At 68.0% G+C, this 14,345-nt stretch carries 12 protein-coding genes; all 12 read left to right on the top strand.

The window, feature by feature from the left end; genetic code table 11:
• Positions 1-54 precede the first annotated feature (54 nt).
• Positions 55-762, top strand: a complete 708-nt coding sequence (locus ABQJ54_RS13490) for a gluconate 2-dehydrogenase subunit 3 family protein (RefSeq protein WP_367854824.1) — start codon at positions 55-57, stop codon at positions 760-762.
• Positions 759-2,534: a GMC family oxidoreductase gene (locus tag ABQJ54_RS13485; RefSeq protein WP_367854823.1), complete on the top strand. Its 1,776-nt coding sequence runs from the start codon at positions 759-761 to the stop codon at positions 2,532-2,534. Before ABQJ54_RS13490 ends, ABQJ54_RS13485 begins: the two co-directional genes overlap by 4 nt.
• The gene (locus ABQJ54_RS13480; protein WP_367854822.1) at positions 2,531-3,916 is read left to right on the top strand and encodes a c-type cytochrome; all 1,386 of its coding nucleotides are present in this window, start codon (positions 2,531-2,533) and stop codon (positions 3,914-3,916) included. Before ABQJ54_RS13485 ends, ABQJ54_RS13480 begins: the two co-directional genes overlap by 4 nt.
• Before the next feature lie 302 nt (positions 3,917-4,218).
• Positions 4,219-5,811: a tetratricopeptide repeat protein gene (locus ABQJ54_RS13475; protein ID WP_367854821.1), complete on the top strand. Its 1,593-nt coding sequence runs from the start codon at positions 4,219-4,221 to the stop codon at positions 5,809-5,811.
• 159 nt (positions 5,812-5,970) lie between these two features.
• Complete coding sequence (gene mltB / locus ABQJ54_RS13470) at positions 5,971-6,915, top strand: lytic murein transglycosylase B (RefSeq protein ID WP_367854820.1); 945 nt, start codon at positions 5,971-5,973, stop codon at positions 6,913-6,915.
• Positions 6,912-7,823, top strand: a complete 912-nt coding sequence (locus tag ABQJ54_RS13465; protein ID WP_367854819.1) for a septal ring lytic transglycosylase RlpA family protein — start codon at positions 6,912-6,914, stop codon at positions 7,821-7,823. Before mltB ends, ABQJ54_RS13465 begins: the two co-directional genes overlap by 4 nt.
• Positions 7,824-7,889: 66 nt before the next feature.
• Positions 7,890-9,152 carry a D-alanyl-D-alanine carboxypeptidase family protein gene (locus ABQJ54_RS13460; RefSeq protein ID WP_367854818.1) on the top strand — a complete coding sequence of 421 codons (1,263 nt, stop codon included), beginning with the start codon at positions 7,890-7,892 and terminating at the stop codon, positions 9,150-9,152.
• A complete protein-coding gene (locus tag ABQJ54_RS13455) occupies positions 9,152-9,442 on the top strand; it encodes a DUF493 family protein (protein ID WP_367854817.1) in 291 nt (96 codons plus the stop codon). The genes ABQJ54_RS13460 and ABQJ54_RS13455 overlap by 1 nt, the downstream gene beginning before the upstream one ends.
• Before the next feature lie 75 nt (positions 9,443-9,517).
• On the top strand, positions 9,518-10,186 hold the full coding sequence (gene lipB / locus ABQJ54_RS13450) for a lipoyl(octanoyl) transferase LipB (protein WP_367854816.1): 669 nt from the start codon (positions 9,518-9,520) through the stop codon (positions 10,184-10,186).
• Positions 10,187-10,195: 9 nt separating this feature from the next.
• On the top strand, positions 10,196-11,197 hold the full coding sequence (lipA, locus tag ABQJ54_RS13445; protein WP_367854815.1) for a lipoyl synthase: 1,002 nt from the start codon (positions 10,196-10,198) through the stop codon (positions 11,195-11,197).
• Positions 11,198-11,219: 22 nt separating this feature from the next.
• Positions 11,220-13,475: a carboxy terminal-processing peptidase gene (locus ABQJ54_RS13440; RefSeq protein WP_367854814.1), complete on the top strand. Its 2,256-nt coding sequence runs from the start codon at positions 11,220-11,222 to the stop codon at positions 13,473-13,475.
• Positions 13,476-13,625: 150 nt separating this feature from the next.
• The gene (locus ABQJ54_RS13435) at positions 13,626-14,225 is read left to right on the top strand and encodes a DUF4126 domain-containing protein (protein WP_367854813.1); all 600 of its coding nucleotides are present in this window, start codon (positions 13,626-13,628) and stop codon (positions 14,223-14,225) included.
• Positions 14,226-14,345 lie beyond the last annotated feature (120 nt).

Raw genomic sequence — 14,345 nt, 5'->3', positions numbered from 1 at the left:
GCTTGCAGCCAGCCGCGGCGAGGCTTCGTCGCGCCAGCCGTAGGGAGAGTCGCCATGTCGTCCCAGCCGCCTTCGCGATCGCGCCGCGATTTCATCCGGCACAGCCTGGCAACGGTACCCGCGCTCGGGTTGTTCGGCGGTGCCATGATCGCGCCGGGGCGCGTGTCGGCCGCAGCGCGGCAAGCCTACGCACCACGCTATTTCAATGCGGACGAATGGGCATTCGTGCAGGCCGCGGTGGACCGGCTGATTCCCGCCGACGACACCGGCCCTGGCGCGCTGGAGCTGGGCGTGGCCGAGTTCATCGACCGCCAGATGGATGACGCCTACGGCCGCGGCGAGCTGTGGTACATGCAGGGGCCGTTCGTGCCGGATGCGCCGGCGACGCTGGGTTACCAGCTGCGCTTCACTCCGCGCGAGCTGTATCGCGCCGGCATCAAGGCGGTGGAGCAGTGGTGCCGCCAGCAGCACAACAAGGGTTTCGCGGCGCTGGCGCCGGAAGTGCGCGACCAGGTGCTGCAGCAACTGGAGCACGGTTCGATTTCCCTCGAAGGCGTGCCGGCCGCGGCCTTCTTCGGCCAGCTCCTGCAGAACACCAAGGAGGGTTATTTCGCCGACCCGATGTACGGCGGCAACCGCGACATGGGCAGCTGGAAGATGATCGGCTTCCCCGGCGCGCGCGCGGACTTCGCCGACTGGATCGAGCAACCCGGCAAGGTCTATCCGTTCGGGCCGGTGTCGATCCGCGGAGACAAGGCATGAAGCGCATGAAGCCGGTGGACGCGGTGATCGTCGGCTTCGGCTGGACCGGCGCGATGATGGGGCTGGAACTGGCCGAGGCAGGCCTCGAGGTGCTGGCGCTGGAGCGCGGCGACTACCGCGACACCTCGCCGGACTTCAGCTATCCGCAGATCGCCGACGAGCTGGCCTACGGCATCCGCGGCAAGCTGTTCCAGCCGCTGGCGCGCGAGACGGTGACGATCCGCCACGCCGTCAACGAGACCGCGGTGCCATACCGCCAGTACGGTTCGTTCCTGCTCGGCAACAACGTGGGCGGCGCCGGCACGCACTGGAACGGCCAGCATTACCGGCCCTCGCCCGAGGACCTGGAACTACACACGCACATCACCCAGCGCTACGGCGCGAAGTTCATGCCGGCGGACATGCAGATCCAGGACTACGGCCTGAGCTACGACGAGCTGGAGCCGTTCCTGGAGAAGTTCGAGTACGTCTGCGGCACTTCCGGCCGCGCCGGCAACCTCGGCGGGCAGGTGCAGATCGGCGGCAATCCGTTCGAGGGGCCGCGCCAGCACGAGTATCCCAACCCGCCAGTGGCCGACACCTATGGCGCGAAGCTGTTCGCCGACGCGGCGCGGGCGGTGGGCTTCCATCCGTTCCCGCAGCCCTCGTCGAACGCCTCGCGGCCCTACACCAATCCCTACGGGGTGCGGCTGGGGCCGTGCAACCTGTGCGGCTACTGCGAGCGCTTCGGCTGCTTCATGTATTCCAAGGCCTCGCCGCAGACCACCATCCTGCCGGTGCTGATGCGCAAGCCGAACTTCGCGCTGCGCACCAACAGCCACGTGCTGAAGGTCAACCTCGACTCCACCGGCAAGCGCGCCACCGGCGTCACCTACGTCGACGCGCAAGGCCAGCAGGTGGAGCAGCCGGCGGAGCTGGTGATCGTGGCCGCGTTCCAGATGCACAACGTGCGGCTGCTGCTGCTGTCGGGCATCGGCAAGCCCTACGACCCGGCCAGCGGCAGCGGCGTGATCGGGCGCAACTACGCCTACCAGATGATGAGCGGCATCTCGGTGTTCTTCGACAAGGACGTGGCGATCAACCCGTTCATCGCGGCCGGTTCCGGCGGCACCGAGATCGTGGACGATTTCAACTCCGACCACTTCGACCACGGCCCGCACGGCTTCGTCGGCGGCGGCTACATCTTCGGCGGCCAGACCGGCGGGCGGCCGATCCAGCAGCTGATGGTGCCGCCGGGCACGCCGGCCTGGGGCGCGAAGTGGAAACAGGCGGCCAGGGACAGCTACCTGCATACCGCCACCGTGGGCACGCACGGTTCGGTAATGGCCTATCGTGACCGCTACCTCGACCTCGACCCCACCTACAAGGACGCGTTCGGCCAGCCGCTGCTGCGCATCACCTTCGACTGGCACGACAACGAGTACAAGATGACGCGCTTCCTCAGCGACCGCGCGCAGCAGATCGTGGACCAGATGAAGCCGCGCCAGTCCTCGCTGACCATCCGCCAGCCGGGCGACCACTACGACATCCGCCAGTACCAGACCACGCACACCACCGGCGGCGTGATCACCGGCGCGGACCCCGCCACCAGTGCGCTCAACCGCTACCTGCAGAGCTGGGACGTGCCCAACGTGTTCGTCACCGGCGCCTCGGCGTTCCCGCAGAACATCGGCTACAACCCCACCGGGCTGATCGGCGGCCTCACCTACTGGGCGGCCAAGGCGATCCGCGAGAACTACCTCAAGAACCCCGGACCGCTGGTGCAGGCATGAACGCGTCGACCCACTCCGCGCGCAGGCGGCGCTGGCCCACGGTGATCGCGACCATCGTGATCGTGCTGATCGTGCTGGTGATCCTGGCCTGGCTGGGCAGCAAGCTGGTGCGCGCCGGCGGCGATCCGCAGGCAGCGGCGCCGGCGGCCGCCACGCCCGCGCTGATCGCGCAGGGCGCCTACGTGGCGAAGCTGGGCGACTGCGCCGCCTGCCATACCGCGCCCGGCGGCAAGCCATTCGCCGGCGGGCTGGCGATCGCTTCGCCGGTCGGCACCATCTACAGCACCAACATCACGCCCGACCGCGACACCGGCATCGGCGCCTACAGCTATGGCGAGTTCGAGCGCGCGGTGCGCCGCGGCGTGGACCGCCACGGCCACACGCTGTACCCGGCGATGCCGTATCCCTCCTATGCGAAGGTCAGCGATGCCGACCTCACTGCGCTGTATGCCTACTTCATGCATGGCGTGCAGCCGGTGCGGCAGGCCAACCATGCCGAAGGCATCCCGTGGCCGCTGTCGATGCGCTGGCCGCTGGCCTACTGGCGCGGCTTGTTCGCACCCAGGGTCGCGGCCAGCGTGCCGGCGCCGGGCGACGATCCGCTGGCGCGCGGCGCCTACCTGGTCGAGGGCCTTGGGCATTGCGGCGCCTGCCACACGCCGCGCGCGGTCACCTTGCAGGAGAAGGCGCTGAGCGACCACGACAGCTCGCTGTACCTCAGCGGCGGCGTCAACGACCACTGGGTGGCGCCCAGCCTGCGCGGCGATGCCGCCAGCGGCCTCGGCGGCATGAGCGAGGCCGGCCTGGCAACCCTGCTCGGGACCGGCCGCACCGACCGCAGCGCGATCTTCGGCGGCATGACCGACGTGGTGGCGCACAGCACCCAATACATGAGCGAGGCCGACCTGAAGGCCGTGGCGCGCTACCTGAAGTCGCTGGCGCCGCATCGTCAGGAAACGGCCGTGAAATACGACCCGGCGACGCACCAGGCGCTGTTCGCGGGCAAGGTCGCGGCGACCGGCGCGCAGCTCTACGTGGACAATTGCGCCACCTGCCACCGCACCGACGGACAAGGCTATGCGCAGGTGTTCCCGACATTGGCCGGCAACCCGGTAGTGAACGGCGACGACCCCGCCTCGCTGATCCACCTGGTGCTGGCCGGCGGCACCATGCCCGGCGCGCAGGCGGCGCCGACCCAGTTCACCATGCCGCCGTTCGACCAGCGGTTGTCGGACCGGGAGATCGCCGACGTGCTGAGCTTCGTGCGCACGAGCTGGGGCAATCGCGCGGCGGCGGTCAGCGCCGCACAGGTACGCAAGCTGCGTGGCGCCGTGCCGGCGGGGCGCGCGGGCATGACCGATTACGACCCGCGGAAGCGCTGACGCCGCGGCGATTGCGGGTCGGTCCCGCGTTGCCGTCTGCGTACGCTTTTGGTGACGCGGAAGGCTTATTGGTCTGCATGGAACCCTGCTCCAAGGCCTGGTACGTGGGGCTGCGGTCGGCGCATCGTCCAGCCGCAGATCCCGGTAGGCTCGGATTCGGCAAGGACTGGATGCGCAGCTCGCGGTCGCGGTCGGACTTCCTGTCCAAGTGCACCGCAAGTGACACGGCCAGGCACGCGCTTGTCGTCCGGCCTGCATGCATCGCAAGATGTGTCGACGAGGGGAATCCATCCGGGGAAGATATGAAGGCCAGGAACAGGGCTTGGGCGGCGCTTGTCGGTGTCGCGGTGTGCGTGGCGGCCGGGGCGACGGATCTGCGGGTGCCGCCCATCCCGGCGAAAGATGCAGCCAAGGTGTTCCCCGATGCGCCCGAGCCGTGGCGGGATTACCTGGCCAAGGCGCGCGCCGCCGAGCGCATCGCCGATCCGCTGCAGCGCTGCCTGGCGTTCCCTGATCTGCCCGGCAACCACTGGCCCGAGGGCCATGCGGTAGCCCATTGCGCTTTCCACGCCATGCAGGATGCGCCGGCCATCAAGCTGGATGAGTTGGACGGCTATCTTGCGCGCGGCGATACCAAGGGTCTGCGCGTCAGGCTGGATGGTTACCTCGCGCGGCACTATGCCAAGGGTGCGCTGGGCGAGGACATCGACGTGGTGTTCGAGCAGTTCGACGCGAGCGAGCGCAGCGACAACCTTTCCCGCAGTTGGCTGCAATCGGCGCCGAACGATCCCTATGCCAACCTGGCGCGGGCCGACTACCTGCTGCAAAGGGCCTGGAAGGCGCGCGGCAAGCAATATGTCGCTGACACCTCGGTGGGCAATCTGGAGAACATGCAGGCGCAGGTGGATCAGGCCATCCCGTTGTTCGACAAGGCCAGCAAGCTCGAGCCTCGCCTGCTACCTGCCTATGTCGGGCTGATGGAGGCGGCCATGCTGACCGGGCGCGACGAGCTCGGCGAGGCGGCATTCGCTGCTGCGGAGAAACAGGATCCGGCTTGTTTGTACCTGATCCGGCAACGCATGCAATCCCTGCGGCCACGTTGGGGTGGTTCTTACGAGCAGCTTGCGGCGTACATGGAGACGTTGACGCTGCGCCTGCAGGAGCACCCGGCCATTGCGATCTATCTCCCTTGGCCGTATGAGGATCGCGCCAGTGAGTTCGAGGGTGATGAATTCTACAAATCGCAGGCCGCGGCTCTGCTGGACCATGCCGTTGACGTGGGTTCCCACGACCAGTCCTTGCACGAGACGGGAGAGGTCGCGCTCAACCGGATCGATGCGCCTGTCGACACTTGGCGTGGGTTGGCGCTGCTATTGCAGGAGGCTCGTTTCAGGCATGGTGATGCCTGGGCGGATCGTGTTATTGCAAAGTATCTGGTGCGGTACGAGCCCGAGTGGGCGATGCAGTACCTCGCGCGTGCGCAGAAGCTCGCGCCGGATAGCGGGATGCTGCAATACCTGCTGGGTGCGGCGCACTACAACACGCATCGCTATGCGGAGGCGCAGCGCTATTACGCCGCAGCGATCAAGGATCCGGATTATCGCCAGGCCTCGCTGCGCGAGCTGAGCGCGATGTGGCTTTACGATGCAGGATTGGATCGGAAGGCGGGGGCCATCAAGGCCAGACCGCATGTGGACCGGTTGCTGAGCGAGTACCCCACGGATGGCAGGGGTTGGCTCTACCACTTCGACTGTGTGGCTCGGCTGGGCCAAGGCATTTCCTCGGAGGATATCAAGCGCTTCCTTGCCGTGGCGGATCGTGACGACCCCCAGCAGGCCAAGGCCATCGCAAGCTTCGAGTCCGTGCTGAAGAATGTGCGCACGCCCTTGAAATGAGGTCGAACTGGCGTGTCCGGCACCGTGGGTGCCGGCGGGTTTGTGCCAATGGCAGCCGTTGCGAACGGGCATGCTAGGCTTGCCTCAATACAAGAATTCCATCAGCAAGGCATGCTCTCTCTTTCCCGGTTCCGATTGCTTTTTCTTGTCCTGGCTTGCATGCCGTGCTTTCCGGCGCTGGCCGACACCCACCCCGGCCAGGCCGCGCTGGTGAGCGAGGTGGCCCGCGACACCGGCAAGAACCCGCAGGTGCTGAACGCGCTGCTCGACCAGGCGAAGGTGCAGCAGGGCATCCTCGACGCGATCAGCCGCCCGGCCGAGGCGAAGCCGTGGAGCGCGTACCGGCCGATCTTCCTCACCGAGAAGCGTATCGACGATGGCGTGGCGTTCTACCGCGAGCATCGCGCGCTGCTGGAGAGCATCGGCAAACAATATGGAGTGGCGCCGCAGTACATCGTGGCGATCATCGGCGTGGAGACGTTCTACGGGCGGATCACCGGCAAGTACAAGGTGCTCGATGCGCTGGTGACACTGGGCTTCTACTACCCGCCGCGCGCGCCCTATTTCCGCCAGCAGCTGAAGACCTTGCTGGAACTGCCGGACAACCAGCTCGCCGGCCCGCTGGCCACGCTCACCGGCTCCTACGCCGGTGCCCAGGGCTGGGGTCAGTTCATGCCGGACAGCATCCGCGACTACGCGGTGGACGCGGACGGCGACGGCCGCATCGATCTGCAGAACTCGCTGCCCGACATCCTCGCCAGCGTGGCGAACTACTTCGCGAAGCATGGCTGGGTCGACGGCGGTCCGGTGGCGGCGCGCGCGCAGCCGGATGGCGCGGCCAAGCCGCTGGCCTGGCAGGCGCAGCCGCAGTGGCCGCTTGAGCAGTTGGAGGCCTGGGGCTATGCGCCATTCCAGCACATGAACCCAGGCGAGCCGACCAGCCTGCTGACGCTGGCTGGCGCGAGCGGGCCGGAGCAGTGGTTCACCTTCAACAACTTCTACGTGATCACCCGCTACAACCGCAGCCCGATGTACGCGATGGCGGTGCACCAGCTCGCGCAGGCGATCGTCGACGGCGTGGGCAGCGCGGACAGCGCACAATGAGGTTCCGACGCGGCCTGGCGCTGCTGGCGGTGGCACTGGCGCTGACCGCCTGCGGCGGCCGCCATGCCACGCGGCCCGCCGGGCCCGCAACGGCGGCCGCGGGAAGCGGGACGCAACGCGGCGGGTTTCAGCGCGACGACACCAGCCTGTCGCAGGACCGCCGCTACGGCGACAAGAGCGACAGCTCGCCGACCGGCGCGCCGCCGTCCTTCATCTACAGCCTGCCCGAGCCGGTGCCGAAGGCGGAGCCGCGCTCGCTGTACGGCAACAAGTCGCCGTACAGCGTGCTGGGCCAGACCTACAGCGTGCTGTCCAGCGCGCGCGGCTACGACGAACGCGGCATCGCCTCGTTCTACGGCAACAAGTTCCACGGCTACAAGACCTCGAGCCTCGAGGACTACGACATGTACAAGTTCACCGCCGCCAGCAAGGTGCTGCCGCTGCCGAGCTACGCGCGGGTGACCAATCTGACGAACGGCAAGAGCGTGGTCGTGCGCGTCAACGACCGCGGGCCGTTCCACGAGAACCGCATCATCGACCTGTCCTATGCCGCCGCGGTACGCATCGGCATCTGGCCCAAGGGCACCGGCCTGGTCGAGGTGCAGGGTATCGATCCGTCGGCGCCGGGCGGGGAACCGCCGGCGCCGCATACGGTCATAGCCGGCACCGGCTCGCCGGGCATCTACCTGCAGGTGGGCGCGTTCTCCGATCCGGCCAACGCCGAACGGGTGGCCGCGCAGCTGCGCCAGGCCAACTTCGCGCCGGTGCAGGTGGAGCAGGTTCAGGTCAACGGCCGCACCATCCGCCGGGTGCGGGTGGGTCCGCTGGATGGCGTGGATCGCGCCGACCAGGTGACTGCCCGCATCGAGGGCATGGGTCTGCCGCGGCCGCAGGTCGCGGTAGACTGAGCGATGTTTTTCCACCAACGGCGTCCGCTGGCGCCGTGTTGCAACCCAATCGGACCGAATACCACGATGAGCTTTCTCCGTCGCATCCTGACTCCGTTCGCCGTCGCCGCGCTGGTGGCGGCTACCGCCGCTGCCCAGACGCCGCCAGCGCCGCCGCATCCCTCGGCGGTGCCGCGCCCGGTAGTGCCGGCGATGCCGGTGCCGCCGCCGCCGGAAGTGGACGGCCAGAGCTGGGTGCTGATGGATTACGCCACCGGCCAGATCCTCGCCTCGAAGAACCCCGACGAGCGCCGTGAGCCGGCCTCGCTGACCAAGGTGATGACCGACTACGTGGTCTCCGCCGAGATCGCCAACGGCCGCATCCACGCGAACGACCAGGTCACCATCAGCGAGCATGCCTGGCGCAGCGGCGGCGGCGGCACCGACGGTTCCACCAGCTTCCTCAAGCTGGGCAGCCAGGTGGAGCTGGACGACCTGCTGAAGGGCATGATCATCCAGTCCGGCAACGACGCGGCGATCGCGCTGGCCGAGCACACCGCCGGCTCCGAGGACGCGTTCGCGAACCTGATGAATGCCTATGCCAAGCAGCTGGGCATGACCAACTCGCACTTCTCCAACGCGTCAGGCTACCCGGTGAGCGACCACTACTCCACTGCGCGCGACATCGCGATCCTGTCGCGCGCGCTGATCCACGACTTCCCGGTGGACTATGCGATCTCCAAGATCAAGGAGTTCGAGTGGAACGGCATCAAGCAGCAGAACCGCAATGCGCTGTTGTGGCGCGACCCGGCCGTGGACGGCATCAAGACCGGCCACACCGCCGCCGCCGGCTTCTGCCTCGACGCCTCGGCCCAGCGCGGCGACGAGCGCATGATCGCAGTGGTGATGGGCTCCAGCACCGACAAGGGCCGCGCCGACGCGGCGATGGCCCTGCTCAACTACGGCTTCCGCTTCTACGAGACCCACAAGCTGTACGACGCCAGCAAGCCGCTGGCCACGCCGAAGCTGTGGAAGGGCGAAGCCGATCAGCTGCCGATCGGCGTGGCCGAGAACGTGATGGTGACCGTGAAGACCGGCCAGTACGACAGGCTCAAGGCCACCATGGACATTCCGGCCACCTTGATCGCCCCGTTCAAGAAGGGCCAGCAGGTGGGCACGCTGCGCGTCACGCTAGACGGCCAGCCGATCCAGAGCGTGCCGTTGATCGCGCTGAACGACGCGCCGCAGGGCGGCTTCTTCTCGCGGCTGTGGGATTCGATCCTGCTGTGGTTCCACGGCAGCAAGAAGGTCGACGCGCCCGCGCCGGCCGCGGCGACGGGCGCGAAGTGATGCACGAGATCGACTTCAGCCAGGCGAAGCGGGAAGGCAAGGGCTTCCAGTTTCCCGGCGAGTTCGAGATCACCGCGGTGGGCAAGGCCAGCGCCGGCCTGCCCACCCGCGTGCCGCAGCTGCTCGAGCGCGCCGGCCTGCACGTGCTGCACGAAACGGTGCGGCATCGCCACTCCGGCGGCGGCAACTACGTTTCGGTCACGGTGAGCTTCCGCTGCGACAACCGCGAGCAGTACGACAGCGCGCACGGCGTGCTGCGCGCCGATCCTGACGTCCGCTACACGCTGTAACCGGCTGCCGCACCGCCCTTGGCTTTCCGTCGACCGGCCGCATCTCTTCCATTTCCTGTTTTGCCGGGTTTCGCCATGTCCCTGCCGCTCCAGATCCGTCGTCTCGGCCGCCAGCCCTACGAGACGACGTGGAAGGCGATGAGCGCGTTCACCGACCACCGCACCGCCGACACGGTGGACGAGTTCTGGCTGCTGGAGCACGACCCGGTGTTCACCTTGGGCCAGGCCGGCAAGATGGAGCACGTGCTGGCGCCCGGCGGGATTCCGGTGGTCCCGGTGGACCGGGGCGGCCAGGTGACCTACCACGGCCCCGGCCAGATCGTGGGTTACCCGCTGATCGACCTGCGCCGCGCCGGCGTGGGCGTGCGCGAGCTGGTCAACAAGATCGAGCAGGCCATCATCGATACGCTGGCGCACTGGAACATCGTCGCCGAGCGCCGGGAGGGCGCGCCCGGCGTCTACGTGGCCGAGGCCAAGGTGGCCGCGCTGGGTCTGCGCGTGCGCCGCGGCTGCAGCTTCCATGGCCTGGCCTTCAACGTGAACATGAACCTGGAACCCTTTCATCGCATCAACCCTTGTGGCTACAAGGGTTTGGCGGTGACCCAGGTGCTAGACTTGGGCGGCCCGTCGCGGTTGGCGGACGTGGAAGACGTGCTGGTGGAGGAGTTCTGCCGCCAGTTCGGTTTCCGCGCCGAGCCGGCCGCCCCCGTGATCCCCGAACTCCCCGCGCGCGTGGCGGTCTGAGCCGAGTACATGAGCGATATCTCCGTTTCCCCGAACAAGACCATTCCGATCAGCGTCGTCAGCGGAGCCCCCGCGGTCGACAAGCAGCTGGGCAACGACAAGATCGCGCTGAACCGCGCCGGCTTCGACACCGCGGTGCCCGTGTTGCGCAAGCCGAGCTGGATCCGCGTGCGGCTGCCGCAGGGCAATGCCGTGCAGCAGCTGAAGGCGCGCCTGCGCGAGAACGCGCTGGTCACGGTGTGCGAGGAGGCCAGCTGCCCGAACATCCACGAGTGCTTCAGCAAGGGCACCGCCACCTTCATGATCCTCGGCGAGGTGTGCACGCGGCGCTGCTCGTTCTGCGACGTGGCGCATGGCCGCCCGCAGCCGCCCGATCCGCTGGAGCCGGCGCGCCTGGCCGAGACCATCCGCGACATGCGCCTGAAGTACGTGGTGATCACCTCGGTGGACCGCGACGACCTGCGCGACGGCGGCGCCGAGCACTTCGCCGCGTGCATCCGCGCGGTGCGCCACGCCAGCCCGAATATCCGCATCGAGATCCTCACGCCCGACTTCCGCGGCAAGGGCCGCATGGAACGCGCGCTGGAAGTGCTCAGGGACTTCCCGCCGGACGTGTTCAACCACAACCTGGAAACCGTGCCGCACCTGTACCGCGAAGTGCGCCCGGGCGCCGACTACCAGTGGTCGCTGGACCTGCTCAAGCGCTTCAAGGCGCAGCATGCGGACGTGCCGACCAAGTCCGGCATCATGCTGGGCCTGGGCGAGACGATGGAGCAGGTACTCGAGACGATGCGCGACCTGCGCGCGCACGACGTCGAGATGATCACCATCGGCCAGTACCTGCAGCCCACGCCGCATCATCACCCGGTGGTGCGCTACTGGACGCCCGAAGAATTCGACGACCTGCGCAAGGAAGGCGAGGCGATGGGCTTCCATCACGTCGCGTCCGGCCCGCTGGTGCGTTCCTCCTACCATGCCGACCTGCAGGCCCATGCGGCCGGCGTCGCCTAACTCGTCGAGAGTCGCCATTCCCATGACCTTCCGTCCCGCGTTGGCCCTGCTGCTGGCCTTGACCGTCACCTGCACGTACGCGCAATCGGCCGCCGACCTCGGCGCCGGCGGCAACCGCAAGGCTGCCGTGTGGCCGCTCCAGCCCACCGCCACCCAGGCGCAGGCGGCGCAGCTTTCGGCGCGCTTCCTCACCCGCTTCCACTACGACGCGCAGCCGCTCGACGACACGATGTCGGCGAAGATCTACAAGGACTACCTGAAGCTGCTCGACAGCGACAAGGTGTTCTTCACCCAGCAGGACATCGACCAGTTCGACCAGTACAAGACCAAGCTCGACGACGCGATCTGGAACCAGGATCTCGGCGCGCCGTTCGCCATCTACAACAAGTTCCTGCAGCGCGCGGTCGAGCGGATGACCTACGCGCGCGGGCTGCTCAAGGACGGCTTCGACTTCAACGGCAACGAGAGCTACAACTACGACCGCAAGGACGCCAGCTGGGCGAAGGACGACGCGGCGCTGAACGACCTGTGGCGCAAGCGCACCATGAACGACTGGCTGCGGCTCAAGCTCGCCGGCAAGGGCGACGACGAGATCCGCAAGACGCTGACCAAGCGCTACACCAACTACATCGAGAGGCTGAAGCAGCTGGACGGCGAAGACGCGTTCCAGACTTTCATGACCGCGTATGCCGAGACTACCGATCCGCACACCGACTACCTCAGCCCGCGCCAGGCGGAGAACTTCGCGATCCAGATGAAGCTCTCGCTGGAGGGCATCGGCGCCCAGCTGCAGGCGCGCGACGACTACACCATGATCTTCAGCCTGGTGCCCGGCGGCCCGGCGGAGAAGTCCGGCAAGCTCAAGCCCGGCGACCGCATCGTGGGCGTGGGGCAGGGCGACAGCGGCCCGATAACCGATGTGATCGGCTGGCGCCTCGACGACGTGGTCAACCTGATCCGCGGCAAGAAGGACACCACCGTGCGGCTGGAGATCCTGCCCGCCGACGCCGGCCCGGACGGCAAGCACGAGCTGATCAGCCTGGTGCGCAAGAAGGTCAACATCGAGGAAAGCGCGGCCAAGAAGAAGATCATCGACATCAAGGATGGCGATGTGGTGCACAAGATCGGCGTGATCGACCTGCCGAGCTTCTACTCCGACTTCGGTGCGCGCAGCGAAGGCGACAAGGACTACCGCAGCGCCACCCGCGACGTGGCCAAGCTGCTCGGCGAGCTGAAGGCGGCCGGCGTGCAGGGCGTGATCGTGGACCTGCGCAACAACGGTGGCGGCTCGCTGGCCGAAGCCGACTCGATGACCGGCCTGTTCACCGGCAAGGGCCCGGTGGTGCAGGTGCGCGACGCGCGCGGCCAGGTCGACGTGCAGGGCGCGGACAATGCCGACCCGGTGTGGGACGGCCCGCTGGCGGTGCTGGTGAACCGCGGCACGGCCTCGGCCTCGGAGATCTTCTCCGCCGCGATTCAGGACTACGGCCGCGGCCTGGTCATCGGCACGCCCACCTTCGGCAAGGGCACCGTGCAGACCCTGATCGACCTCGACCGCTTCAGCCAGAACCCCGACGGCAAGCCGCAGTACGGCGAGCTGAAGATGACGGTGCAGGAGTTCTTCCGCATCAACGGCGGCTCCACCCAGATCAAGGGCGTCACGCCGGACCTTGCGTTCCCGAACAACGGCGACGACAAGGACTTCGGCGAGTCCACCTACGACAACGCGCTGCCGTGGACGCACATCCCGCCTGCCGACTACAAGCCGGAGGGCGACCTGAAGGGTTACCTGCCGCAGCTGGAGAGCCTGCATGACGCGCGCGTGCTGAAGTCGCCGTCGTGGAAGCTGATGCTGGACGAGCTGGCGCAGTACAAGGAGATGCGCGCCAAGACCACGGTGTCGCTGAACTTCGCCCAGCGCGAAGCCGAGCGCAAGCAGCTGGATGCCACCCAGGCCAGCTTCCGTGCGCGGCAGAAGGCGATCGATGGCGGCGATGCCTTCCTGAAGGACGAGGACAGCGCGCTCGACGACGGCCTCGACCCCGGCGAGCGCAGCCTGAAGAGCGAGCTGAAGCAGGAGCAGGACGCCAAGAAGGCGCCCGATGCGCAGCTGCGCGAGGCCGCGCACATCGTGGCCGACGAGGTGGGCATGCTCAAGGCCAATCCCAAGTTGGCCGCCGACATCCTGCCGCCCGGCAGCGACTATCTCGCCACGGTGCTGGCGGGCACGGACAAGCCTGCCGCCGCGGCCTCGGCCGCTACCGCCGCGACGCACTGAAGCGTCCATCGCCGGTCAACGCAAGGGGCGCCGCGGCGCCCCTTGTCGTTTCAGGCGGTACGGCCGACCCTGCACCGGAGGCTTGACGCTGCGGCGGTCGCGCGCGAGCGTGTCGCCAGGCACGGGTTGCCGATTGCCGGGAGCGTCGCCATGGATCCGCTGTCGAACGTCGCGCTGGCCGGTGGCCTGGCCTGGGCCAGCGGTTTCCGCCTGTACGCCACGGTGTTCGTCGCCGGCCTGCTGGGGCGGCTGGGCTGGGTGCATCTGCCGCCGGGCCTGGCCTTGCTCACGGACAGCTGGGTGCTGGTGGTGTCCGGCGTGCTGGCGCTTGGCGAATTTCTCGCCGACAAGATTCCCGCCTTCGACAGCGTGTGGGACGCGCTGCACACCTTCGTCCGCATCCCGGTGGGCATGCTGCTGGCGTGGGGCGTGTTCCGGGACTCGGGCGCGGGCACGCAGGTGGCGGCGGCCCTGCTCGGCGGCGCGCTCACTGCCGGCACGCATCTGGCCAAGAGCGGTGGTCGCGCGCTGATCAACACCTCGCCCGAGCCCGTGAGCAACTGGGCCGCCAGCGCCGGCGAGGACCTCACCTGGCTGGGCGGGCTCTACCTGATGTGGCGGCATCCGCTGGTGCTGCTGGTGCTGCTGGCGTTGTTCGTGCTGCTGCTGTGCTGGCTGCTGCCAAAGCTGGTGCGTGGCCTGCGCACGCTGGGGCAGCGGCTGCGCCAGATCGGCGGTTTCTTGTCCTGACGGTCGTACGCGGCGATCTCGCTGCCGTAGGAGCGGCTTCAGCCGCGATGCCTCGGGCGGGATGCTCGAAAAAGCCGAGAAGCATCGCGGCTGAAGCCGCTCCTACGGCCGCTCTTGCGC

Origin of the sequence: Rhodanobacter lycopersici (genome assembly GCF_040812335.1) — a bacterium.
Lineage (GTDB): Bacteria > Pseudomonadota > Gammaproteobacteria > Xanthomonadales > Rhodanobacteraceae > Rhodanobacter_A > Rhodanobacter_A lycopersici.
The sequence above is the reverse complement of the archived record's forward strand: the minus strand, read 5'-3'. Positions and strand labels throughout refer to the sequence as shown.

Coding starts and splice junctions, on each gene's coding strand:
- ABQJ54_RS13490 (WP_367854824.1), top strand. CDS start 55: ATGTCGTCCCAGCCGCCTTCGCGATCGCGCCGCGATTTCATCCGGCAC.
- ABQJ54_RS13485 (WP_367854823.1), top strand. CDS start 759: ATGAAGCGCATGAAGCCGGTGGACGCGGTGATCGTCGGCTTCGGCTGG.
- ABQJ54_RS13480 (WP_367854822.1), top strand. CDS start 2,531: ATGAACGCGTCGACCCACTCCGCGCGCAGGCGGCGCTGGCCCACGGTG.
- ABQJ54_RS13475 (WP_367854821.1), top strand. CDS start 4,219: ATGAAGGCCAGGAACAGGGCTTGGGCGGCGCTTGTCGGTGTCGCGGTG.
- mltB (WP_367854820.1), top strand. CDS start 5,971: ATGCCGTGCTTTCCGGCGCTGGCCGACACCCACCCCGGCCAGGCCGCG.
- ABQJ54_RS13465 (WP_367854819.1), top strand. CDS start 6,912: ATGAGGTTCCGACGCGGCCTGGCGCTGCTGGCGGTGGCACTGGCGCTG.
- ABQJ54_RS13460 (WP_367854818.1), top strand. CDS start 7,890: ATGAGCTTTCTCCGTCGCATCCTGACTCCGTTCGCCGTCGCCGCGCTG.
- ABQJ54_RS13455 (WP_367854817.1), top strand. CDS start 9,152: ATGCACGAGATCGACTTCAGCCAGGCGAAGCGGGAAGGCAAGGGCTTC.
- lipB (WP_367854816.1), top strand. CDS start 9,518: ATGTCCCTGCCGCTCCAGATCCGTCGTCTCGGCCGCCAGCCCTACGAG.
- lipA (WP_367854815.1), top strand. CDS start 10,196: ATGAGCGATATCTCCGTTTCCCCGAACAAGACCATTCCGATCAGCGTC.
- ABQJ54_RS13440 (WP_367854814.1), top strand. CDS start 11,220: ATGACCTTCCGTCCCGCGTTGGCCCTGCTGCTGGCCTTGACCGTCACC.
- ABQJ54_RS13435 (WP_367854813.1), top strand. CDS start 13,626: ATGGATCCGCTGTCGAACGTCGCGCTGGCCGGTGGCCTGGCCTGGGCC.